The sequence below is a fragment of the Aeromonas sp. CU5 genome, assembly GCF_002586745.1.
Lineage (GTDB): Bacteria > Pseudomonadota > Gammaproteobacteria > Enterobacterales > Aeromonadaceae > Aeromonas > Aeromonas sobria.
In genome coordinates, this window is sequence record NZ_CP023817.1 from 609897 (window position 1) to 632579 (window position 22683).

General features: G+C 59.2%; 25 protein-coding genes and 1 riboswitch. Of the genes, 23 read left to right on the forward strand and 2 right to left on the reverse strand.

Annotated features, from left to right (window positions below):
• The first annotated feature begins 49 nt into the window (after positions 1–49).
• A riboswitch (molybdenum cofactor riboswitch) is annotated at positions 50–203 on the forward strand.
• From moaA to CK911_RS02860, 21 genes are all read left to right on the forward strand, one after another.
• Positions 191–1186 carry a GTP 3',8-cyclase MoaA gene (gene moaA / locus CK911_RS02760; RefSeq protein ID WP_098968896.1) on the forward strand — a complete coding sequence of 332 codons (996 nt, stop codon included), beginning with the start codon at positions 191–193 and terminating at the stop codon, positions 1184–1186. Its footprint overlaps the riboswitch before it by 13 nt.
• A gap of 239 nt (positions 1187–1425) precedes the next feature.
• Positions 1426–1968: a ferredoxin-type protein NapF gene (napF, locus tag CK911_RS02765; RefSeq protein WP_098968897.1), complete on the forward strand. Its 543-nt coding sequence runs from the start codon at positions 1426–1428 to the stop codon at positions 1966–1968.
• A gap of 29 nt (positions 1969–1997) precedes the next feature.
• A complete protein-coding gene (locus tag CK911_RS02770) occupies positions 1998–2252 on the forward strand; it encodes a chaperone NapD (protein WP_031227438.1) in 255 nt (84 codons plus the stop codon).
• Between the two features lie 101 nt (positions 2253–2353).
• On the forward strand, positions 2354–4843 hold the full coding sequence (gene napA / locus CK911_RS02775; RefSeq protein WP_098968898.1) for a nitrate reductase catalytic subunit NapA: 2490 nt from the start codon (positions 2354–2356) through the stop codon (positions 4841–4843).
• A 16-nt stretch (positions 4844–4859) separates the two neighbouring features.
• Positions 4860–5597, forward strand: coding sequence for a ferredoxin-type protein NapG (gene napG / locus CK911_RS02780; RefSeq protein ID WP_068977003.1), 738 nt, complete (start codon positions 4860–4862; stop codon positions 5595–5597).
• Positions 5594–6469, forward strand: a complete 876-nt coding sequence (napH, locus tag CK911_RS02785) for a quinol dehydrogenase ferredoxin subunit NapH (protein WP_098968899.1) — start codon at positions 5594–5596, stop codon at positions 6467–6469. The genes napG and napH overlap by 4 nt, the downstream gene beginning before the upstream one ends.
• The gene (locus CK911_RS02790) at positions 6469–6924 is read left to right on the forward strand and encodes a nitrate reductase cytochrome c-type subunit (protein ID WP_098968900.1); all 456 of its coding nucleotides are present in this window, start codon (positions 6469–6471) and stop codon (positions 6922–6924) included. The genes napH and CK911_RS02790 overlap by 1 nt, the downstream gene beginning before the upstream one ends.
• Positions 6925–6935: 11 nt before the next feature.
• On the forward strand, positions 6936–7529 hold the full coding sequence (locus tag CK911_RS02795; protein ID WP_098968901.1) for a NapC/NirT family cytochrome c: 594 nt from the start codon (positions 6936–6938) through the stop codon (positions 7527–7529).
• A 245-nt stretch (positions 7530–7774) separates the two neighbouring features.
• Complete coding sequence (gene moaB, locus CK911_RS02800; RefSeq protein WP_042020350.1) at positions 7775–8281, forward strand: molybdenum cofactor biosynthesis protein B; 507 nt, start codon at positions 7775–7777, stop codon at positions 8279–8281.
• Positions 8282–8290: 9 nt separating this feature from the next.
• Positions 8291–8815, forward strand: a complete 525-nt coding sequence (moaC, locus tag CK911_RS02805; RefSeq protein ID WP_042020351.1) for a cyclic pyranopterin monophosphate synthase MoaC — start codon at positions 8291–8293, stop codon at positions 8813–8815.
• Positions 8812–9057 (forward strand): molybdopterin synthase sulfur carrier subunit, encoded by a 246-nt coding sequence (moaD, locus tag CK911_RS02810; protein WP_042020352.1) that lies wholly within the window; start codon positions 8812–8814, stop codon positions 9055–9057. Before moaC ends, moaD begins: the two co-directional genes overlap by 4 nt.
• A gap of 3 nt (positions 9058–9060) precedes the next feature.
• The gene (gene moaE, locus CK911_RS02815) at positions 9061–9534 is read left to right on the forward strand and encodes a molybdopterin synthase catalytic subunit MoaE (RefSeq protein ID WP_098968902.1); all 474 of its coding nucleotides are present in this window, start codon (positions 9061–9063) and stop codon (positions 9532–9534) included.
• Between the two features lie 87 nt (positions 9535–9621).
• Positions 9622–10350, forward strand: coding sequence for a molybdate ABC transporter substrate-binding protein (gene modA / locus CK911_RS02820; protein ID WP_098968903.1), 729 nt, complete (start codon positions 9622–9624; stop codon positions 10348–10350).
• Positions 10351–10555: 205 nt separating this feature from the next.
• Positions 10556–11236 carry a molybdate ABC transporter permease subunit gene (gene modB, locus CK911_RS02825; RefSeq protein ID WP_098968904.1) on the forward strand — a complete coding sequence of 227 codons (681 nt, stop codon included), beginning with the start codon at positions 10556–10558 and terminating at the stop codon, positions 11234–11236.
• Complete coding sequence (modC, locus tag CK911_RS02830; RefSeq protein WP_172953942.1) at positions 11233–12333, forward strand: molybdenum ABC transporter ATP-binding protein; 1101 nt, start codon at positions 11233–11235, stop codon at positions 12331–12333. The genes modB and modC overlap by 4 nt, the downstream gene beginning before the upstream one ends.
• Positions 12334–12424: 91 nt before the next feature.
• The gene (locus CK911_RS02835) at positions 12425–13201 is read left to right on the forward strand and encodes an alpha/beta fold hydrolase (RefSeq protein ID WP_172953943.1); all 777 of its coding nucleotides are present in this window, start codon (positions 12425–12427) and stop codon (positions 13199–13201) included.
• 104 nt (positions 13202–13305) lie between these two features.
• Positions 13306–14349, forward strand: a complete 1044-nt coding sequence (gene parM / locus CK911_RS02840) for a plasmid segregation protein ParM domain-containing protein (RefSeq protein ID WP_253860365.1) — start codon at positions 13306–13308, stop codon at positions 14347–14349.
• Positions 14339–15100, forward strand: coding sequence for a hypothetical protein (locus CK911_RS02845; RefSeq protein WP_253860366.1), 762 nt, complete (start codon positions 14339–14341; stop codon positions 15098–15100). Before parM ends, CK911_RS02845 begins: the two co-directional genes overlap by 11 nt.
• A 35-nt stretch (positions 15101–15135) precedes the next feature.
• Positions 15136–15429: a Bor family protein gene (locus CK911_RS02850; protein ID WP_098968906.1), complete on the forward strand. Its 294-nt coding sequence runs from the start codon at positions 15136–15138 to the stop codon at positions 15427–15429.
• Positions 15430–15600: 171 nt separating this feature from the next.
• Positions 15601–15891 carry a Bor family protein gene (locus CK911_RS02855; protein WP_098968907.1) on the forward strand — a complete coding sequence of 97 codons (291 nt, stop codon included), beginning with the start codon at positions 15601–15603 and terminating at the stop codon, positions 15889–15891.
• A 110-nt stretch (positions 15892–16001) separates the two neighbouring features.
• A protein-coding gene (locus CK911_RS02860; RefSeq protein WP_098968908.1) for an IS3 family transposase occupies positions 16002–17221 on the forward strand; the annotation gives its coding sequence in 2 pieces (ribosomal slippage) (positions 16002–16350 and positions 16350–17221; 1221 coding nt in all).
• Positions 17222–17282: 61 nt separating this feature from the next.
• Here the strand turns inward: CK911_RS02860 and moeB are convergent.
• Positions 17283–18038 carry a molybdopterin-synthase adenylyltransferase MoeB gene (gene moeB, locus CK911_RS02865; protein WP_098968909.1) on the reverse strand — a complete coding sequence of 252 codons (756 nt, stop codon included), beginning with the start codon at positions 18036–18038 and terminating at the stop codon, positions 17283–17285.
• On the reverse strand, positions 18035–19261 hold the full coding sequence (gene moeA, locus CK911_RS02870; protein ID WP_098968910.1) for a molybdopterin molybdotransferase MoeA: 1227 nt from the start codon (positions 19259–19261) through the stop codon (positions 18035–18037). The genes moeB and moeA overlap by 4 nt, the downstream gene beginning before the upstream one ends.
• A gap of 311 nt (positions 19262–19572) precedes the next feature.
• Between moeA and folE the strand changes: the two genes are divergently transcribed.
• A complete protein-coding gene (gene folE / locus CK911_RS02875; RefSeq protein ID WP_098968911.1) occupies positions 19573–20229 on the forward strand; it encodes a GTP cyclohydrolase I FolE in 657 nt (218 codons plus the stop codon).
• A 165-nt stretch (positions 20230–20394) separates the two neighbouring features.
• The gene (locus tag CK911_RS02880; RefSeq protein ID WP_253860367.1) at positions 20395–22578 is read left to right on the forward strand and encodes a methyl-accepting chemotaxis protein; all 2184 of its coding nucleotides are present in this window, start codon (positions 20395–20397) and stop codon (positions 22576–22578) included.
• Positions 22579–22683: the final 105 nt, after the last annotated feature.

Sequence of the window (22683 nt, forward strand, 5' to 3'; positions counted from 1 at the left end):
GACTCTGCAAGATGCGTGGGAGTGTACTTCAACTTGTGTTAGCATCGAAAAACTAGATGAACTCCGAGCTGTTTTGCCTACGTCCTTGCGATAGGGGAAAACCAGCCGTCAGCCGATTGTTGAACCTAATGGTCGAGCTGTAAGGGTCAGGAAAGAAATGCCCTGGCCTCCCGTATTTGGAAAGGTGTTTATGTTGCCACTTGAAGATGGTTTTTTCCGTCGTTTTTACTATTTGCGTCTGTCAGTGACCGATGTGTGCAATTTCCGTTGCACCTACTGCCTGCCCGACGGTTATCGCCCCCCGGAAGGCCACAAAGAGGGGCGTAAATCTTTTCTTTCGGTTGACGAGATCCGTCGCGTGGTGGGCGGTTTTGCCGCCATGGGCACTCGCAAGGTGCGCATCACGGGGGGAGAACCCTCCCTGCGCCGTGATTTCACCGAGATCGTCAATGTGATCGCCACCACGCCGGGCATCGAGAAGGTCGCCATGACCACCAACGGCTATCGCCTCAAGGAGCGGGCCCAAGAGTGGTTTGATGCCGGACTCAACGCCCTCAATGTCAGTGTCGACAGTCTCGACCCGCGCCAGTTTCACCAGATCACCGGTGAGAACAAGCTGGCGGAGGTGATGGAGGGGATCGAAGCGGCACTGGCCGCCGGTTTCAAATCGGTGAAGATCAATGCGGTGCTGCTCAAGGGGCTCAACGACTACCAGCTCGATGCCTTTCTGGGCTGGATCAAGCACAAGCCCATCGAGCTGCGCTTTATCGAGCTGATGCAGACCGGCGAGATGGATACCCTGTTTCGCGACCACCATGTCAGCGGCGAGCAGATCAAACAGCGCTTGCTGGAGAGTGGCTGGGTGCAGCAGTTGCGGGGCAAGGATGACGGCCCCGCTCAGGTCTTTATGCACTCGGAATCCCAGGGTGGGGTCGGTCTTATCATGCCCTACAGCAAGGATTTCTGTGCCGGTTGCAACCGGCTGCGGGTCTCCTCGCTGGGGAAGCTACATCTGTGCCTGTTTGGTGACAATGGCGTCGATCTGCGGGACTTGCTCAGCGCAGATGCGCAGTCGGATGAGCTGCAACAGCGCATTCGCGCCGCGCTGGCGGGCAAGAGTGCTAGCCATCGGCTTCATGAAGGCAATGCCGGCATCACTCCTCATCTCGCCTCCATCGGCGGATAACTGCAAAAAATCCCCAACGATTAAATAGCAATCCTCACATGGAGGTATTTTAACCGATACCTCCATTTTTATTGCGCTGCAAGGCTTTGATCTAGCGCAAGAATCCCCCCTTTTTATCTCCCTGGTGGTATATCCCTCACCTTGTCAGGATCGCAATATACACCCACTCTTATAATTGGTATCGAAAATGCCAATCATGGACTCGCACTGCACCCTTCCTCACCAGAACAGGAGTCAACATGCCGGATGAGATCGATCTTGCCCGCCGCGGCCTGTTTCGGGGGCGGCTGAGAACCGCCGAACCGCCGGTGCAGTTGCCCTGGTCAGTCAACTGGTCGGCATTTGTCGCCGACTGTACCCGCTGTGGGGACTGTCTGGCCGCCTGCCCGGAGCAGATCCTGGTGATTGGCGAGGGCGGTTTTCCGGTGGTCGATTTCCAGCGTGGCGAGTGCACCTTCTGCACTGAGTGCGTCACGGTCTGCAAGGCGCCGCTGTTTCGCCCGACCACCGACTCTCCCTGGCACTACAAGGCCCATATCGAGGCCAACTGTCTGGCCAATGGTCAGGTGTTCTGCCAGCGCTGCCAGGACAGCTGCGAGCCCAATGCCATTCGTTTTATTCCGGTGCTGGGGCGAGTGCCCACCCCGACGGTGGAGCCGGATCGCTGTAACGGCTGCGGCGCCTGTGTGCAGGATTGTCCGGTTGGCAGCATCAAGGTCGACGGGCGAGCCGCCCCATCCGGTGGTGCCAGCCAGCCCACCCTCAAGCAGGAGTCAGAATGAGTCAGAAACCGTGTGACACAGAAGCCACAATGGATCAGGAGTTCCATGTATCGAGTCTGGTGGTGCTGACCCAGCCCCCCTTGCGCCATCAGCTCGCCGAGCAGATTGGCGCCCTGGAAGGGGCCGAGATCCACGCCGTCAGTGACGAGGGCAAGCTGGTGGTGACCCTGGAAGGTCCGAGCCAGCGGCCGATTATGGCGGCCATTGATGCGATACAGGCGATGCCGGGCGTGCTCTCCGCCGCCCTGATTTACCACCAGTTCGATGAACTCGGCGGTCACTGAAAAGAGTGATGGGATGCCGGGCGTGCCCTCTGCCGCTGTTGGCTGGCTCCCGTTCGACAGATTCGACAACTATTACGCGATAAGCAATGCGAGGATATGCCATGAAGCTGAGTCGACGCGACTTTATGAAGGCCAACGCGGTGGCTGCTGCCGCTGCCGTGGCCGGTGTCAGTGCCCCCACGCTGGCGGCCAATCTCATCACCAGTACCGACAAGACCGCCATCCATTGGGATAAAGCCCCCTGCCGCTTCTGCGGTACCGGTTGCTCCGTGCTGGTGGGTTCGCAGAATGGTCGGGTCGTGGCGACTCAGGGTGATCCGGATGCGCCGGTCAACCGTGGCCTCAACTGCATCAAAGGTTACTTTCTTTCCAAGATCATGTACGGCCAGGATCGCCTGACCCAGCCGATGCTGCGTATGAAGAACGGCCAGTTCGACAAGGATGGCGACTTTGCTCCCATCAGCTGGGATCAGGCGTTTGACATCATGGCCGAGAAGTTCAAGGCGACGTTGAAAGAGAAGGGCCCGACTGCGGTCGGCATGTTCGGCTCCGGCCAGTGGACCGTCTGGGAAGGCTATGCCGCCGCCAAGCTAATGAAGGCCGGTTTCCGCTCCAACAACCTCGACCCCAACGCCCGTCACTGCATGGCCTCTGCGGTAGTTGGTTTCATGCGTACCTTCGGCATGGATGAGCCGATGGGCTGCTACGACGATATCGAGCAGGCCGATGCCTTCGTGCTGTGGGGCTCCAACATGGCCGAGATGCACCCCATCCTCTGGTCGCGGATGTCCGATCGCCGTCTCTCCAACCCGGATGTGCAGGTGCACGTGCTCTCCACCTTCGAGCACCGCAGCTTCGAGCTGGCGGACAACGGCATGGTGTTCACCCCGCAGACCGATCTGGCGATCCTCAACTATGTCGCCAACTACATCATTCAGAACGACAAGGTGAACTGGGACTTCGTCAACAAGCACACAGTGTTCAAGAAGGGGGTCACCGACATCGGTTACGGCCTGCGCCCGACCGATCCGCTGCAGCAGAAAGCGAAGAACCCGGACAGCGGCGATGCCAGCCCGATGACCTTCGACGAGTTTGCCAAGTTTGTGGCGGATTACGATGTGGAGTCGGTCGCCAAGCTCTCCGGCGTCTCTAAAGAGAAGCTGGAAAAGCTGGCCCAGATCTATGCCGACCCGAGCAAGAAGGTGGTCTCCTACTGGACCATGGGGTTCAACCAGCATACCCGTGGCGTTTGGGCCAACAACCTCTGCTACAACATTCACCTGCTCACCGGCAAGATCTCCGAGCCGGGCTCTGGCCCCTTCTCCCTGACCGGTCAGCCCTCTGCCTGTGGCACCGCGCGGGAAGTGGGTACCTTTGCCCACCGTCTGCCTGCGGACATGGTGGTGACCGAGCCCAAGCACCGTGCCATTGCCGAGCAGATCTGGAAACTGCCGGAGGGGACCATTCCCGACAAGGTGGGTTTCCACGCTGTGCTGCAAGACCGCATGCTCAAAGATGGCAAGCTCAACGCCTACTGGGTGATGTGCAACAACAACATGCAGGCCGGTCCCAACATGAATACCGATCGCCTGCCTGGCTATCGTGATCCGCGCAACTTCATCGTGGTCTCCGACCCGTACCCGACCGTCACCGCCCAGGCGGCTGATCTCATCCTGCCCACCGCCATGTGGGTAGAGAAAGAGGGGGCCTACGGTAACGCCGAGCGCCGCACCCAGTTCTGGCATCAGCAGGTGAAAGCGCCGGAAGGGGCCAAGTCTGACTTGTGGCAGCTGATGGAGTTCTCCAAGCGCTTCAAGGTCGAGGAAGTGTGGCCGGCTGAGCTGATTGCGAAGATGCCGGAAGTGAAGGGTAAAACCCTGTTTGATGTGCTCTATGCCAACGGTCAGGTCAACCAGTTCCCGAAAGAGCAGAGCAAGGGGCTGCTGAACGACGAGGCCGAGCACTTCGGGTTCTACGTCCAGAAGGGGTTGTTCGAGGAGTACGCCACCTTCGGTCGCGGCCACGGTCACGATCTGGCGCCGTTCGATCAGTACCACGAAGCGCGCGGTCTGCGCTGGCCGGTGGTGGATGGCAAGGAGACCCTGTGGCGCTATCGCGAAGGGTTCGACCCTTACGTGAAAGCGGGCGAGGGGGTGCGCTTCTATGGCAAGCCTGATGGCAAGGCGGTGATCTTCGCCCTGCCGTTCGAGCCTGCCGCCGAGTCGCCAGACCAGGAGTACGATCTGTGGCTCTCCACCGGTCGCGTGCTGGAACACTGGCACACCGGCACCATGACCCGTCGAGTCCCCGAGCTCTATCGCGCCTTCCCGGATGCGGTGCTGTTCATGCACCCGGACGATGCCAAGGCCCGCGGCGTGCGTCGTGGGGAAGAGGTGATCGTCTCCTCCCGCCGTGGTGAGGTGAAGACCCGAGTCGAGACCCGTGGCCGTAATAAACCCCCTAAGGGATTGGTGTTCATGCCCTTCTTTGATGCCAGCCAACTGGTCAACAAGCTGACCCTGGACGCCACCGATCCGCTCTCCAAAGAGACCGATTACAAGAAGTGCGCCGTCAAGGTGATGAAGGCCTGAGGCGGGGGAGCGCGAGATGAGTCGTAGTCGTCGCCAGTTTCTGGCCGACATGGCAAAAGGGGCCTGCGGTGTGGGCCTGCTTGGCATGGGGCTCGGTGGCGTGGCCCGCCAGCAGGCACAAGCTGTGCCTGCCCAGGCGCTGCGTCCGCCCGCCGCTCTCGACGAAGCGGAGTTTCTCGGCGCCTGCGTGCGCTGCGGGCTCTGCGCCCTGGCCTGCCCCTACGACACCCTCAAGCTCGCCCGGCTGTTTGACCCTGTGACCACCGGCACCCCTTACTTCAAGGCGCGTGCTGTGCCCTGCGAGATGTGTGATGACATCCCTTGCGTGGTGGCCTGTCCGAGTGGGGCGCTGGATCAACAGATGACCGATATCGATCAGGCGCGGATGGGGGTGGCAGTGCTCATAGATCACGAGACCTGCCTCAACTATCTGGGCTTGCGCTGCGATGTCTGTTATCGGGTCTGCCCCTTGATTGACAAGGCGATCACCCTCGATTTGCAGCATAACCAGCGCACCGGCAAGCATGCCATGTTCCTGCCCACGGTGCACAGCGATGCCTGCACCGGCTGTGGCAAGTGCGAGCACGCCTGCGTGCTGGAGGAGTCTGCCATCAAGGTAGTGCCCCGTCAGCTCGCCAAGGGTGAGCTGGGTCATCACTACCGGCTCGGCTGGGAAGAGAAGGCCAAGGCGGGAAACAAGTCGCTCATCGGCGATAGGCTCACCCTGCCGACACGCAAACCGGAGGGGCTATGAGTCGTTATCCGGGAGAGGAGGCGCGCATCAAGCTGGGGTGGTGGCGTGCTCACCGCTTCCTGCTGCTGCGTCGGCTGAGTCAGTTGAGCGTGCTCGGGCTGTTTTTGCTGGGGCCGCTGGCGGGCATCTGGATCCTCAAGGGCAACCTCTCCAGCTCGCTGTTGCTGGAGACGGTGCCGCTGACCGATCCCCTGACCCTGTTGCAGTCGCTGGCGGCGGGCCATTGGCCCATCACCACCCTCTGGCTGGGGGCCGCCATCGTGCTGGCCGGTTACTGGCTGATCGGGGGGCGGGTGTTCTGCTCCTGGGTCTGCCCGGTCAACCTTATCACGGATACCGCGGCCTGGCTCCGGGGGCGACTTGGCCTCAAGGGCAACGGCCAGTTTAGCCGCACGACCCGCTACTGGCTGCTGGCCATGGTGTTGGTGGTGCCTGCGGTGGTTGGGGTGATGGCGTGGGAGCTGGTCAATCCTGTGTCCTTGGCCATGCGCGGTCTGCTGTTTGGCATGGGGGCGGGCTGGGCCCTGCTGGCGGCGCTGTTCCTGTTCGATCTGTTCGTGCTGGAGCGGGGCTGGTGCGGTCATCTCTGTCCGGTGGGTGCTTTCTATGCCCTGGTCAACCGGGTCGGATTTATCAAGATTTCTGCCAAGGGGCGCGAGCGGTGCAGCAACTGCATGGATTGTTATGCGGTCTGCCCGGAGCGCCCAATTCTGCGCGGGCCGGTTCACGGTGCCAAGCGCGGTCACGGGCCCTTGATTGCGGCTCAGGAGTGTACCAACTGTGGCCGCTGCATCGATGTCTGCGCGGAACAAGTTTTTGAAATCACTGTAGGTTTTGCCGTCAAGGCAGAAAAAACGTTGGAGAATAAATAATGAAAAAGCTGATTGGAGCAATGCTGGCCTGCCTGATGGCGGGATCCTTGATGGCCGCCACCTCCGAGATCACCAATAGTACCGGAGGGATCAAATCCGAGCGGGGGGCCACCGATCTGGTGATCGAGGCGGATGCCGTACCACTGAAGAATTTTCGCAAAGACGGTGATATGTATGATCGCCAGTACATTCATCAGCCACCGCTGATCCCCCACGATATTCGTAACTACGAGGTGGATAACAAGGTCAACAAGTGCCTGGCCTGCCACAGCTTCAAGAATGCCAGCGCCATGAAGGCCCCCAAGATCAGCCCGACTCACTTCGAGACCCGTGATGGTACAACCCTGGGTGAGGTTTCACCCCGTCGCTACTTCTGCCTGCAGTGCCATGTGCCGCAAGCGGATGCCAAGCCGCTGGTGGAAAATACTTTCAAGCCGGTTGAAGCACTGAACTAAGGAGTCCATCAATGAAATTACCCGGCTTTATCCAGCGTCTGTGGACCACCTTCAAGTCACCGTCAAAAGCGGCCCTCTGGGTGCTGCTGATGATGGGATTTTTCGGTGGAGTGATCTTTTGGGGCGGCTTCAATACCGCCATGGAAGCCTCCAACACCGAGAAGTTTTGTACCAGCTGTCACGAGATGAAGGACAACGTGTTCGAGGAGTACCGCGACACCATCCACTACGCCAACCGCTCCGGTGTGAGGGCCAGCTGTCCTGATTGCCACGTGCCGCACGAGTGGACCTACAAGATCATCCGCAAGGTGCAGGCTTCCAAAGAACTGTGGGGCATGGTCACTGGCAAGGTGGATACCCCCGAGAAGTTCGAAACCCATCGTCGGGCGATGGCCGAGCGGGAGTGGCAGCGGATGAAAGAGACAGACTCGCGCGAGTGCCGAAACTGCCACAACTTCGAGTACATGGATTTCTCTTTGCAAGGTAAACGGGCTGCCCAGATGCACTCCGCCAATCTTGGCAAGGAGGGACAGGGCACCTGCATCGACTGTCACAAGGGGATTGCGCACCAGCTACCCGACATGACAGGGGTGAAGGGATTCTGATCCGCCCTCATCACAGGCCGGGTTCGCCCGGCCTGCGTTTTACTGATATCTGAGACAAACATCAGATTTGTGTATCTTTTAAATCCCATATCCCGTGAAACCTTTGGTAGAATCAGCCCGCCGTCAAACGTCTGGGCACGTGGGCTAACGGGATGGAGACGCGGGTTCTTGTTGCTCTCTATGACTGTTTGCTCCCCCTCCTCATTTTGCCTCGTTGACGGCCCATAGCCATAAGGAGCTGCCCGATGGGACAGAACAACAACGAATTTATTCCCCTCAAGATCGCCGTATTGACGGTTTCCGACAGCCGCACTACTGCCGATGACAGCTCGGGCGACTATCTGGTATCAGCCCTCACTGCGACAGGACACCAGCTTGCAGGTCGGGCGCTGTGTGCTGATAACCTGTTTCGAATTCGGGCGCTGGTCAGTGACTGGATCGCCGACAGCGAAGTGCAGGCGATCCTGATAAACGGTGGCACCGGCTTTAATGAGCAAAACTGGGTGCCTGAGGCGGTCGGCGTGCTGTTCGAGCGCACGGTGCAAGGTTTTGGCGAACAGTTCCGCCAGCTCTCCTTTGCCGAGATCAAGGGTTCAGCCATGCAGAGTCGTGCCTTGGCCGGTCTTGCCAATCGCACCCTGATCTGCTGTTTGCCGGGCTCCCCCGGTGCGTGCCGGCTGGGCTGGGAGCAGCTTATTCGCGATCAGCTCGATGCCCGTACCAAGCCGTGCAACTTTGTCTCCCACCTTTGAGAGCAAACGATGAACCAGACCGATCCCAAGCAGACCCAGCCCAACCTGACTCATATCAATCAAAGCGGCGAAGCCCATATGGTGGATGTGACCGACAAGCAGGTGACCGAGCGTGAAGCTCGTGCCGAGGCGTTTGTCGCCATGGCCCCCGAGACCCTGGCGCTGATCCTGAGCGGCCAGCATCACAAGGGTGATGTGTTCGCCACTGCCCGCATCGCCGGTATCATGGCGGCCAAGAAGACCTCCGATCTCATCCCCCTCTGCCATCCGCTAGCCCTGACCAAGGTAGAGGTAGAAATAGTGCCGCTGCCCGAGCAGCACAAGGTGCATATCCGCACCCTCTGCAAGCTCTCCGGCAAGACCGGGGTGGAGATGGAGGCGCTGACGGCGGCATCTGTTGCGGCGCTGACCATCTACGACATGTGCAAGGCGGTGCAAAAAGACATGGTGATCGAGCAGGTGCGACTGGTAGAGAAGAAGGGCGGCAAGTCAGGCCATTTTCAGTTGGGGTCAACGAGCGGGGAGCAAGCATGATCAAGGTACTGTTTTTTGCGCAAGTGCGTGAGCTAGTAGCTTGTGACGAGTTGAGCCTGCCCTGCGATTACGCCACCGCCGAGCAACTGCGCTGCGACTTAAGTGAGCGCGGCGACAAGTGGGCACTGGCCCTCGAGGCTGGCAAACTGCTGGTGGCGGTCAACCAGACGCTGGTGCCCCTCGATACCCCTATCAATGATGGCGATGAAGTGGCCTTCTTCCCGCCGGTGACCGGAGGCTGAGCCATGAACGACGTAGCCATCACAGATCGCATTGTGGTGCAGCGGGAGGACTTCTCGCTGGCCGACGAATATGCCCGTCTTGCGACCCGCGCCGACAGTGGCGCCATCGTCACCTTCGTTGGCAAGGTGCGCGACTTCAATCAGGGGGAGGAGGTGAAGGGGCTGGCCCTCGAACACTACCCCGGCATGACCGAGAAGGCGCTGGCCGATATCGTGCAGGAGGCCCGCCGCCGCTGGCCGCTGCAGGAGTGTACCCTCATTCATCGTATCGGCGAGCTGTGGCTTGGCGATCAAATCGTGCTGGTGGCGGTGAGCAGTGCCCATCGCGACGCTGCCTTTGATGCCTGTCACTTCATCATGGATTTCTTGAAAACCCGGGCGCCGTTCTGGAAAAAAGAGCTGACCGCCGAGGGTGTACAACGCTGGGTCGAGGCGCTTGATCGCGACAACGCCGCCGCTGCCCGCTGGAAAGCCTGACCTGTTCATCACGAGGGGCGCAGGTTCAACGGGAACCATGGCCCCGTTTCGGGGCGCGGATGTGCGGGCCCCATCAGGAGAAAGGGAATGAAACCGCTGTTATCTGTTGTCATGTTGGGGGTCTGCGCCCCAGCTCTGCATTCCGGTGCCGTGCAGGCCGATGAAGTGAAGGTGGCCGTGGCTGCCAACTTCAAGGGCACCATCGAGCGTATCGGCAAGGAGTTCACCACCAAGACCGGCCATACCCTGGCCATCTCGTCTGCCGCCACCGGAGTGCTTTACACCCAGATCAGTCACGGAGCACCGTTTGATCTCTTCCTCTCCGCCGATGTGGCGACCCCCGAGAAGCTGGAAAAAGAGGGCAAGGGGAGCGATCGCTTCACCTACGCCATCGGCCAGCTGGGGCTGTGGAAGAAGGGCGGCCCAGCCCCTGACGAGGCGACCCTGCGCAGTTGGAAAGGCAACCTCGCCATCGCCAATGCCCGCACCGCCCCTTACGGCGCTGCCGCCATGGCGACCCTCGCCCATCTCAAGATCGATGCCAAGCAGTACCGGCTGCTGACCGGCGCCAATATCAGCCAGACCTGGCAGTTTGTCGATACCGGCAATGCCGAGCTGGGCTTCGTGGCCTGGGCCAATCTGGTAGAAGCGGGCAAGACCGGCGAAGCCTGGGCGGTGCCTGCGAGCTTCTATCCACCCATCAAGCAGCAGGGGCTGGTATTGAAGAAAGGGGCTGCGGTGGAGGCGCTGGTCGCCTGGCTCAAGGGGCCGGGTCAAGGGCAGATCAAGGCCGCGGGCTATGCCCTGCCCCAATAAGGGCTTGGGGCTGACGCGATACCCTGAGTGGTCGGCCACTCTTTGCAATGAGGATAGAGACCATGCCGTTGGCCGCATTCAACCGGGAGCCGGACGATGAGTAGAGAGCTGCTGGCGATGACCTGCCTGACTCAGGATCAGGTCTGCCGGGAGTGCGGCTCGTTTGCCGTGTCTGGTGCTGAACCTGGCGTTGGGAGTGAGTCCGATGAGTGACGGGGATCTGCTGGCGGTCTGGCTCACCCTGAAGCTTGCGGCCTGTACCACCGCGATTTTGCTGTTGCTGGCGCCGCCGCTGGCATGGTGGCTGTCGCGCAGCCAGAACCGGCTGCGACCGCTGGTGGAAGCGCTGGTGGCGCTGCCGCTGGTGCTGCCCCCCACCGTGCTGGGGTTTTATCTGCTGCTCGCCTTCTCCCCCGAATATGGCTTCGGCGCCTGGTGGCGCGACAACTTCGGTGCGCCGCTCGCCTTCAGTTTTCTCGGCCTGCTGTTTGCCTCCATCCTCTATTCGCTGCCGTTTGTGGTGCAGCCGCTCACCTCCGCCTTCGTCAACATGGGCAACAAGGAGCTGGAGGCCGCCGCTACTCTGGGGCTCGGCCCGCTGGAGCGCTTCTTCCATATCATTTTGCCGATGACCCTGCCCAGCTTCGTGATGGCGGCGGCCCTCGGCTTTGCCCATACCCTGGGGGAGTTTGGCGTGGTGCTGATGATTGGCGGCAATATCCCCGGCGAGACCCAGGTGCTTTCGATTGCCCTGTTTGATCATGTGGAGGCGATGGATTACCAGAACGCCCATATTCTGGCGGGGGGCTTGATGGGCTTCTCGCTGGTGATGCTGGTGCTGGTCTACGGCGTGCTGCAGCGCAGACAGCGGAGAGTGTTCGGATGAACCAGCCAGCCACGATTTTGCCAGGCAACGCCCTACACTGCCATGCCCTGAACCTCAGTGCCCGGCGCGTGTTTGGTCCCTTTATCCTCGATTGCGCACTGACCCTCGAGCTGGGTGGGATCCTCGGTCTGTTTGGTCCCTCCGGCTGCGGCAAGAGCACCCTGCTGCGCATCATCGCCGGGCTCGATCGCCAAAGCGGGGATCGCTTGCTGTGGCGCGGGCGGGAGTGCGCAGAACTGCTGCCCGAAGCGCGTCGTATCGGACTGGTGTTTCAGGACTCGCGCCTCTTCCCCCATCTGTCGGTGCTCGGCAATCTGCAACTGGCGGCCCGCAAGGGGCGAGGGCGTTGGCAGCCCGAGGCGCTGGCGGCGCGACTCGGTTTTGCCGATCTGCTGGGACAGCCTGCCCATGCGCTTTCTGGCGGCCAACGCCAGCGAGTGGCGCTGGGGCGGGCGCTGCTGGCCGATCCTGATCTGCTGCTGCTCGATGAGCCTTTTTCGGCGCTGGATCGGCGCAGCCGCATCCATCAGGCCCATGTGCTCAAAGGCTTGCAGCAGGAGAGTGGCATCCCGATGATCTTCGTTAGCCACGCCATGGAGGAGGTGAGCCTGCTCTGCGATCAGCTGGTGCTGCTGGAAAGTGGCAGGGTCGAGGCGCAGGGGCGCCCGAGCGAGATCTTCGCCCGTACCGATCTCTCGCTCGCCAGCCGTGACGATGCCGGGGTGATGCTGGACGCTACCTTGGCCCACTACGATGAGGACGAGCAGATGGCGACCCTGCAGCTCGGCGAGCAGCGGCTGCGGGTCACCATGACCCATGTGCCGGACGAGAGCGGCCCCTTGCAGATCAAGGTGGCAGGGCGAGATGTGGTGATTGCCACAGCACCCATCGAGCACTCCAGCCTCTCCAACTGTCTCGTCACCCGTCTGCTGGCGGTGCGCGAGGTGCGCCCCGGCCAGACCCTGTTGCAGTTGGCGCTGGGGGAGCAGATACTGCTGGCCCGGATCACCAGCCGCTCTGCCAGGCGCCTGGCACTGGCGCCGGAGCAGCAGATCTACGCTTATATCAAGGCGGTGAGTCTGGTCAGCGAAGGCTGATTGGGCGCCGCGCTGATAACGTGGCAGGATGGCCACGGGCAACATAACAACAAGAGATGGTTCAGGTGATGAGTCGAGAGGCAATACACTGATGCGCCGCAATCAGGTGATGAAATTCAACGGTCTTGCCCTGCGCAGTGCGGGGGAGGGCCCCTTGCTGTTGCTGCTGCACGGGCTGGGCTCCTCCAGCCTCGACTGGCAGGCGCAGATCGAACGGTTTTCCGAACACTACCGGGTGGTGGCGCTGGATCTGCGCGGCCATGGTCAGAGCATGCAGGAGGGGCCGTTCGACGTATCAACCCTGGCGGCTGATGTGGCGAACTGGCTCGATGAGCAACCTGAGCCCGCCTGGGTAGTGGGATTGTCGCTGGGGGCCATGGTGGCGCTGGAGCTGGCTTTGCAACTCCCACACAAGGTGCGAGGGTTGGTGCTGGTCAACGGTGTCAGCGAATTTTTGCTGGAAACGCCGAGGGAGCAGGAGCGCTACGCCCAGCGCCTCAAGTGGCTGCGCTGGTTTGGCATGCGGCCGCTCGCCTGGTGGCTGGGGCGCGAGCTCTTCCCAGGCCCGGATCTGGCGCAGGTGCGCCATACCTTCCGGCTGCGTTTCGTGCGCAACAAAAAGAAGGTTTACAAGGCGCTGCTGGAGGCGCTACCCGGTTGGTCGGTGCGCGCTCGGCTCGGCAGCATCTGGCAGCCGGTGGCCATCATCTCTACCAGTCACGACTACCTGCCGCTGGCCAAACGGGTGGAGCAGTTTGCCGCCCTGCCCAACGCCACCATCCACACCCCCAACGGTCACCACGCCTGGCCCGCGGAAGATCCTTCCGGTTTTAATCATTTGCTTCACCGGATTTTAGAAACCCATTAAACTTGTCGCCCTTTTAACCGTGTATGTATTGGTTCGATCGCCTTGCCAAGGGCATAAGGCAACGCAATCGGACCTATTTTTGATCTATTAACAGGTGTTTCCTCATGTCTGAAGTAATGAAAATGGCCATCGATGATGGCTCGACCAACGTCAAGGTGAGCTGGATTGAGAACAAGGTGCTCAAGACCGTCATCTCTCCCAACTCCTTTCGCAAGGACTGGAAGAGCGCCGCATTGCGTAAAGACAAGAAGATCTATAACTACGAGATAGGCAACACCAAGTACACCTACGACGCGACCTCCGATAAGTCTCTGGCAACCACCCATGTGGAGTACCAGTATGACGATCTCAATCTGCTCTCCGTTCATCATGCCCTGCTGCAGAGCGGGGTGACCCCCTGCGATGTGGCCATCACCGTGACCCTGCCCATCACCGAGTTTTACAACCCGGACGATTGCCAGCGCAACGAAGAGAAGATCGAGAAGAAACGCCGCAACCTGATGCGTCCGATCACCCTTAACAAGGGTGAACTGTTCAATATCGTCAGCGTCGAAGTGATGCCGGAGAGTCTGCCTGCTGCGCTCTCCCGCCTGATTGGCTCTGGCTGCAACGAGTTCACCAAAACCCTGGTGATCGACTGCGGTGGTACCACCCTGGATATGGGGATCATCGTCGGCGAGTTTGATGATGTGTCTGATGTCTACGGCAACAACGAGATCGGTGTCTCCATGGTCACCGACGCCACCCGCAAGGCGCTGGCCGCAGCAGACAGCGACTCCAGCTATCTGGTGGCCAACGAGTTTATCAAGCGTCGCCACGACATGAGCTTTGTGCGTGATGTGGTCAACGACGAGAGCCAGATCCCCAAAATCCTCGAGAAGATGCAAAACAAAATCGACGAGCTGGGTACTCAGGTTGCACATGAAGCGAAGAAGTTTGCCAAGAACCCGAACCGTGTCTATCTGGTCGGTGGCGGTGCGTCCCTGATTTATGACGCGATCAAGGCGGCCTATCCGACCCTGGGTGACCGTGTCGAGCTGCTGGACGATGCCCAGTCCGCGCTGGCTCGCGAGATCTGCCTCTACACCACTGAAGAGGATGAAGTCTATCGCGAAGCGTCTGTGATGGCCGAGGTTGATGATGAGTAGTCAACTCAAGCGCATGACCTTCTCCATTTACATGGATCCGGGTGCGCTGGAGTCTGATCGCTATGCGGTCGGGGTATTGCAGAACTGGTATCAACGGGCGCGCAAGATCCAGGATAGCAGCGAGGAGTTTGACTTCTCCAGGAGCCGTTTTCACAAGGATATCTACCTCTCCGGCATGTTCATGTACGTGCTGGCACCCAACCTCTGCAAAGCGATCGCCAATGCGTTGGGGCCGGAGCAGGTGAGCATGACTACCCTGCGTCATGCCTTTGCCAGCTGTGGTTTCAATCTGGGCGAGGTGGCTGGCGATGCGCAGCCTGCCGCTGATGTGATGATCGACGAGATAGTGGCCAGGCTGGCGCCGCAGCTGGGACAGCGTGATACCACGTCACTGGTGGACGAGATTGTCAGCCGGCTTGGCGAGCAGCAACCCGCCGAGATGTGGGATGAACTCAGACAAGGACTGCCAGCCGTGCTGGATCATGATCAGCTGGCCGAAGCCATCGCTGGCAAACTGCCATTAACAGGGGCCGAGCAGGATCTTGCTCCCCTTGCCAGCAGTATCCAACTGCTCTCTCGTCAACTGGAAGAGCAATCCCGACTGATCCGCGAGCAGCACAGATTGATCCAGCGGTTGGCCAGTGCCCCCGCTCGACAGAATGCTGTCGGCACGGAGGCAGAACCCTTGATCGAGGATCTCTCGAGTCAGGTCGCCAATATGAAAAAGGTCAAAGCCAAGGGGATCTTCTAAGGTTCCCGCAATGGCAGTAGCCAGGAATAAGAAGCATGAAACAAGTAGTATGGATGGCGTGTTGCGCCTTGCTGTTGTCGGGGTGTGCCCAGCAGACCTTCTTCGTACACGAGGGAAACCCGGGTCAGCCAACAAGAGAAGCGCGCCATGATTTTGTACTGGCGGGAATCGGCCAGAGTGAAATGGTTGATGCCTCACTAGCCTGCCATGGTGACCCGAAAAAAGTGGTGCGTGTGGAAATGCAGCAGAGTCCGCAAGATGTGCTGATGGCTATCCTGACACTGGGCATTTACACCCCAAGAACGGCCCGAGTTTATTGCAATCTCTGACCTGATATTTGGTAACGTTAAGTCTCAAATAAAGCCTTGTTGCCCTGTCCGGATTTTGATAGTGTGCCAACAGCTTAGGGTTTTTCTATTTATCTTATTGATAATAAGCATGAATTTCTCTTTGTATGGCACCGGAAAAGCCGGAACAATAATATTGTCAGGGATAATAAAATGAAAAAAATGGTGTTGACTGCGGCCGTTGCAATGATGATTACCGGCTGTGCCCAACAAGGGTTTACCGTGCATTCCGGTAATGCAGTAGAGCCCACCAAAGAAGTGACTCATCATTTCTTCATTTCTGGTTTGGGCCAGAGCAAAACTATCGATGCGGCCACCGTTTGCAATGGTGCCGACAAGGTTGTGCGTGTTGAAGCACAGCATACCTTCGTCAATGGGCTGCTGGCCGTAGTGACCTTCGGTATCTACACCCCGCGCGAGGCTCGGGTCTACTGCGCCGGTTAATCTGCGCAAGCTTGATGCAAAAAGCCGAACCACAGGGTTCGGCTTTTTTGTAGGCATTGTCCCGTCCTGAATATGGTTTACACCTTTCCCCCCAATAAATGGAGAACCCGATGGGACAAGGTGTGAAACGGACACTGCGCGATTACTCGCTGACTTTTAAACTGGCGCTGGTCGAGCAGATTGAAAAAGGCGAGCTCACCTACAAACAGGCTCAGGTGCGTTATGGCATTCAGGGCCGCTCAACCGTTCTGGTATGGTTGCGTAAACATGGTCGGCAAGATTGGAGCCAGGGGGCTTCTGTGCGTGCCGGCAGGAGCATCACCATGCCTGACCCCGACAACCAGATGCCCGAACAGCGTATCAAGGAACTCGAGCAGCAGCTGGCGCTGATGAGTCAGAAGGCCCAGTTTTTTGAGGCCGTCGTCGATGTACTGAAGAATGACTACGGCGTCTCCATCGTAAAAAAGCGACCCGGCAAGTCCTCTCGCAGCGGCAAGTCGAGAGGCTGACCATTGTCAGGGCTTGCCTGTTTCTGGGGATAAGCAGGCAGACTTACTACAAGCGCAATCGAGTCGCCGACCTGCGCCATGCACAGGGATTGCAGGTGGTGCGCTTTGTGCGTCAGGTTCGACTGCGACAACCTCGGGTGGGCACTCGCAAGCTGCATTATCTGCTGCAGGGTCAGGATGATGGCGGGCTCAAGGTAGGGCGTGACAGGCTGTTTCGGATATTGGCCGAGCACCGCCTGCTGGTGCAGCCCAGACGGGCGTATCACAAGACCACCCACAGTTTTCACCGCTTCTATCGTCATCCCAACTTGCTCAAGGCTGGGCCAGAGCAGGTTACGCCGGTGGCCCCAGAGCAAGTGTGGGTCGCCGACATCACCTATCTGCCAGCCAGGAGCGGGCCGCTGTACTTGAGCCTGGTGACGGATGCCTATTCACGCAAGATAGTGGGCCATCACGTGCACGAGGGGATGCATGCCGAGTCGGTGGCGATGGCGTTCAAGAAAGCACTGAAGCAACGGCGTGGCGGCGGTGAACTCATCCATCACTCAGACCGCGGCGTGCAGTATTGCTCGGGGTTGTATCAGTCATTACATGAACGGCACGGGGTGAAATGCTCGATGACGGATGGGTATGACTGTTACCAGAATGCGTTGGCAGAACGGGTGAACGGGATATTGAAAGGAGAGTTGTTGTTGCAAAGCCCGCAGGACCTGGTGCAAGCGCGGGAGATGGTGCGTGAGGCGGTGGATATTTACAACGTGGAGCGACCGCATCATGCGTTGAAATACAGAACCCCCGATGCGGTGCATCGGGGGTTCTGAGTGGAGAAAGGCTAGCCGAAAATGTGTAAACCTATTTCAGGACTAGACACATCGCGCGGGTTTAAGGATGGGAGCAGACCGGGCAGTCGGGGCGCTTGGGTAGCTTCATTTCGCGGAAGGTGCCACTGAGGCCATCGATCATCAGCAGGCGGCCGCTGTAGCTTTTGCCCATGCCCGCCAGCAGTTTGATCGCCTCCAGCGCCTGCAGGCTACCCACCAGCCCCACTACGGGGGCGAGGACTCCCGCTTCGACGCAGGTGAGGGCCTGTTCGCCAAACAGGGCACTGAGGCAGGCGTAACAGGGCTCATCTTCCTGCCAGGTGAAGCTGCAGAGCTGACCCTCCAACCGGATGGCGGCGCCGCTGACTAGTGGCACCCTGTGCTGGCGTGCCTTCTGATTCAACAGGTTGCGAATGGCCAGATTGTCGGTGCAATCCAATACCAACTGGTGCAGGGGTAGCAGGGTATCGAGCAGCGCCTCATCGGCCACGGCGGCATGGGTTTCTACGTTCAGCCAGGGGTTGAGCGCGCGCAGGGACTGGGCGGCAGAGTCCACCTTGTGGTGGCCGATACGCTCATCGCTGTGCAGCACCTGGCGTTGCAGGTTGGAGAGCTCCACCTTGTCAAAATCGACCAGGGTGAGCTGGCCAACCCCGGCCACCGCCAGATACTGGCTGGCGGCGCAGCCAAGGCCACCGGCACCGATCACCAGCACCTTGGCCTGCTTGAGTGCCTCTTGTCCCTCGAAGTCGAAGGATTTGAGGATGATCTGGCGGTTGTAGCGCAGCAGTTCGGCATCGCTGAGGATCTCGCTCACAGCAGCAATCCCCCGAACGGTTCGATGGTCACCGTCTCGCCCGCGGCGACGTGGCCCCGCTCCCGTTCAAGAACGATGTAGCAGTTGGCCTGCGACAGGGAGCTGAACACGGCAGAGTCTTGCGAGCCGGTGCTGCGCACCTCGAGACCGTTTGGTCCCTGGCTCAGAATGCCGCGCTGGAAGTCGAGTCGGCCCGGGCTCTTTTTGAGTGGCTCGACGGCAATGGCTTGCAGTTGGAGTGGCCGCACGAACTGTTGACCGGCCAGCTTGGCCAGCGCCGGTTGCACCAGCTGATCGAAGGTGACCATGGCGGAGACCGGGTTGCCCGGCAGGCCAAAGAACCAGGCGCGGGGCAGGCGGCCAAAAGCAAATGGCTTGCCCGGCTTGATGGCGAGCTTCCAGAAGCCAATCTCGCCGAGCTCGTCCAGCAGCTGTTTGGTAAAATCCGCTTCCCCTACCGAAACGCCGCCGGTGGTGATGAGTACATCGGCCTCTTCGTCGGCACGGATAAAGGCGGCGCGCAGCTGGGCGGGATCGTCCGGGATGATGCCAAGGTCGAGGCAGTCGCAGCCCATGCGCGCCAGCATGGCTCGCACGCCGTAGCGGTTGGAGTCATAGATGTCGCCGTGGGCAAGCGGGGTGCCGACCGGTTTGAGCTCGTCGCCAGTGCTGAAGATGGCCACCTTCAGTGGGCGGCGCACCGCGACGGTGGCCACGCCGAGGGAGGCCAGCAGCGGCATCTCTCTTGGGGTGAGACGAGTACCGGCTGGCAGGACGCAGGCGCCCTTGCCGATGTCGCTACCCGCCAGCCGAATGTTCTGCCCCGCAGTCGGTTCACACAAAAAAGTGATCCGATCGCCGTCGGCCTGCGTTTCTTCCTGCATAACCACCGCATCCGTCCCTGCGGGGACCGGGGCGCCGGTCATGATCCGCACGCAGTGGCCAGCGGGCCATTCGCCCTGATAGGGCTGACCGGCAAAGGCCTTGCCCGCCATGATGAGCGGGGTGCCGGCGGCGAGATCCGCAAGGCGCACGGCGTAACCGTCCATGGCGGAGTTGTCGAACGGAGGCACGGCGAGGGGGGAGGCGATATCGCTGGCAAGTACCCGGCCAAGAGCCTCTGGCAGGGGCAGCTGCTGGCTGTCGCAGCAGCAGGCGAGTTGCTCCAGCATCCCTTGCAGGGCATCGCTTAAGGGGAGTAGTCCGCTGGTATCAAATCCCATCGTCATGACCTCTTTCTATGATTGAAGGCGGGATTATCACAAAATTCCCCGGGGATGGGCAGGTTATCTCAAGGGAATCTCGAGGTAATCAGCGCTGAAACGGGGTGAGATGGCCATAAAGTATGAGGTGACGCACAAGTTGACTTGAATCTTGGCGGCAATGGCCGTTTACTATACCGCCATAACAGATGGCCGTCACATCTCATGTGGCTACCATTACAACGATGCCGTCGGCTCTGTGCGTCGCCATAACATAAGGGGTCGCTCGACGAGCGGCCCTCACATAGTCCCTGAGCGTGGGAGAGAAGAGAATGACAACACTTAGTCAGGAAGCCTTGCTGGTCAGGGCTGCCCTCGAAGCCCAGGGACTGGAAACTCCCCTGGTCGCCAACGAGCTGAACAGCCAGCAGAAGCGGGAGAAGATCGAAGGCCATATGCGCTCCATCATGGAGACGCTGGGGCTGGATCTGGCCGATGACAGTCTGGCCGAGACGCCGCACCGCATCGCCAAGATGTACGTCAATGAGATCTTCTCTGGCCTCGATTATTCCACCTTCCCCAAGGTGACGGTGATCGAGAACAAGATGCAGGTGGATGAGATGATCATGGTGCGGGACATCAGCCTCACCAGTACCTGCGAACACCACTTCGTCACCATCGACGGGCTGGCCCATGTGGCCTATATCCCTCGCGGCAAGGTGATTGGCCTGTCGAAGATCAACCGCATCGTGCAGTTTTTTGCCCGCCGCCCCCAAGTGCAGGAGCGGCTGACCCAGCAGATCTTGCTTGCGCTGCAGACCCTGCTCAGTACCAAAGACGTGGCCATCAGCATCAGGGCGACCCACTACTGCGTCAAGGCGCGCGGGGTGATGGATTCCACCTCCCATACCACCACCACCTCGCTGGGTGGGGTATTCAAGACCCAGCCTGATACCCGGGCCGAATTTCTCGGTGGCCTGCGCGGATAAGATATAGTAACGGTTATTTTGTAACCACTCATCTGAATAAACGAGACGCCAGCAACCATTGCTGGCGTTTTTTATGGACGATGGTCAGAGATGGCGAGCCTGTATCGACCACTTTCTCTATTTTCGTAAGCGAATATTTAATGTTCGTGATCGAACGCTCAAAGTGTGAAAATTCTGACTGGTAGCTCTTCGGAACCAACCTATCTCCTCTTAAGATGCTTGCCATTACCAGCAGGGCATCATTTACAGGTTGGAGTCGCCGTGTTTCGTTCAATCAAACATCAGGTCATGTTTTTTGGTGGCTGTATTTTACTGGCTACCGTGTTGAGTGTGGTCGGGTATAGCTATCTGTCTCTTGCGACCATGCAAGGTGGTATTCAGGGCGAAATGCGCGAGACAACTCGTCAGGATGCCGGGCGATGGCTGATGGCTCTGGCTGGTCAACAAGCCGGCGAGATTGCAGGTACCTTTGAACAAGCCCTTAATACAGCAGAGACACTTGCCGCCATGCTGGCTGGCAATGTTCATCAACCCAGGCCATTGGACCGGGCTACCGTTACGGCGTTGCTCAAGGATGTTGCTGAACGGAACAGAGACTTTCTCAGTATCTACAGTGGTTGGGAGCCTAATACCTTTGATGGTCAGGACAGTGCATATTTGACTGACGGGGTTCATAGCCAGGCCACTGGCAACTTTGCCCCCTACTGGAGTCGTGGCCCAGCCGGGTTCACCATCAAACCGCTGGGCGACTACTACAGCAAGAGTTTGAGCAAGACCGGTATCCGGGCATCGGAATGGTATCTCTGTCCGATGGAGGGCAAGGCAGCCTGTGCTGTCGACCCTTCCGTTTATACCGTGAATGGCCAACCGACGCTGTTGACCTCTTTTGTGGTGCCCGTTCTGGATCAGGGCCGTTATCTGGGGATGGTCGGGGTCGACTACTCCCTCAATTACCTACAACAGTTGGCCAAGCAGGTAAGTGGCCAGGTGTTCTCTGGCCAGAGCCGGGTCAGGATCATCAGTCCACACGGCATCATCGCCGCGGATTCGGCGCAACCTGATGTGATCGGGGGGCGGCTTGAAGAGTCTGGCTTGATGGCTCTGCTCAACAAGGGAGAGGCCAGTAGTCAGCAAGTCTCGGGTCAGTTGCGCGTGCTGGTGCCAATCCATCTTAAAGGGGTTACTCAAGCCTGGGGGATCATCATAGAGGTGGCTGATACGGCGCTGTTTGCAGATGCTGATCAGGCTGAACAGGCGAGAGCCGCTGGTTTCAGCGAGAGTCTTTGGATGCAACTGCTGGTTGGGATCGTGGTGGCATGCCTTGGTCTTGTCGGTCTGGCCTGGGCTGCCGGGTCCATCTCCCTCCCGGTACAACAGACCGCCAGCATGGTCGGACGCCTTTCTGCCGCCGGAGGGGACTTGACCCAACGTCTCAATGTAATGCGCAGAGATGAGACTGGCGAGTTGGCTGAAGGGATCAACCGATTTGTCAGCACCATTCATCATATTGTGAGTGATACGGCACAAAGCGGCCGCGACCTGCAGCTCGCTGCTCGCCAATCTGCCGAGCTGGCTCAGCAAGGATTGTCCAACAGCCATCGGCAATTGGAAGAGATTGAATTGGTTGCAGCTGCCATCCACGAAATGGCCTCGACGGCGGATTCTGTCTCCAGCAGTGCACAGATTACCGCTGATGCAGTAGATGAGACCCGCAAAGCGGTACATCGAGGTCAGTATGTGGTGAGTAATTCAGCTGGCGGGATCCGTGAACTGAGTGTGCAAGTAGATGTCGTGGCACAGCGGATTGCCGAGTTGCAGCAACAGGGTCAACAGATCGGTTCGATTCTCGATGTGATCCGTACCATTTCGGAACAGACAAATTTGTTGGCTCTGAATGCAGCGATTGAGGCTGCTCGTGCTGGGGAGCATGGCCGGGGGTTTGCGGTGGTTGCGGATGAGGTCAGGGGGTTGGCGTCCAAAACCCAGGCATCAACCAAAGAGATCCAGGGCATGATCGAGCGCCTTCGTCAGACCACGGCAGAAGCTGTGAGCACTATGGGCGAGGGGAAAAACTTGAGTGAGCTGGCATTGCAGGATGCAGAGCTTGCCGTGACCGAGCTTGCGACAATCGTGATGTCGGCAGACCGGATCCAGGATATGGCGACCCAGATCGCCAGTGCGGCAGAGGAGCAGTCCAAGGTGACCGATGATATCAGTCGAAATGTCAGCAACATTCATGAAGCGGCAACCGCATCGACCCGTTTGGCTAACCAGCAGGATGAACAAAGTCAGCAGATGCATAAGTTGGCTAGCGATGTGATGGACAAGATTGGGCGCTTCCGCTATTGAGGTTGTTACTCCTTTATCGTTGAGCTTTTATCCAAAAGGCCCCTGTTTTGCACGGGGGTCATTTGGGTTGGGTGAATTTTAATCAAAAGACTCTTTCCGAACCGC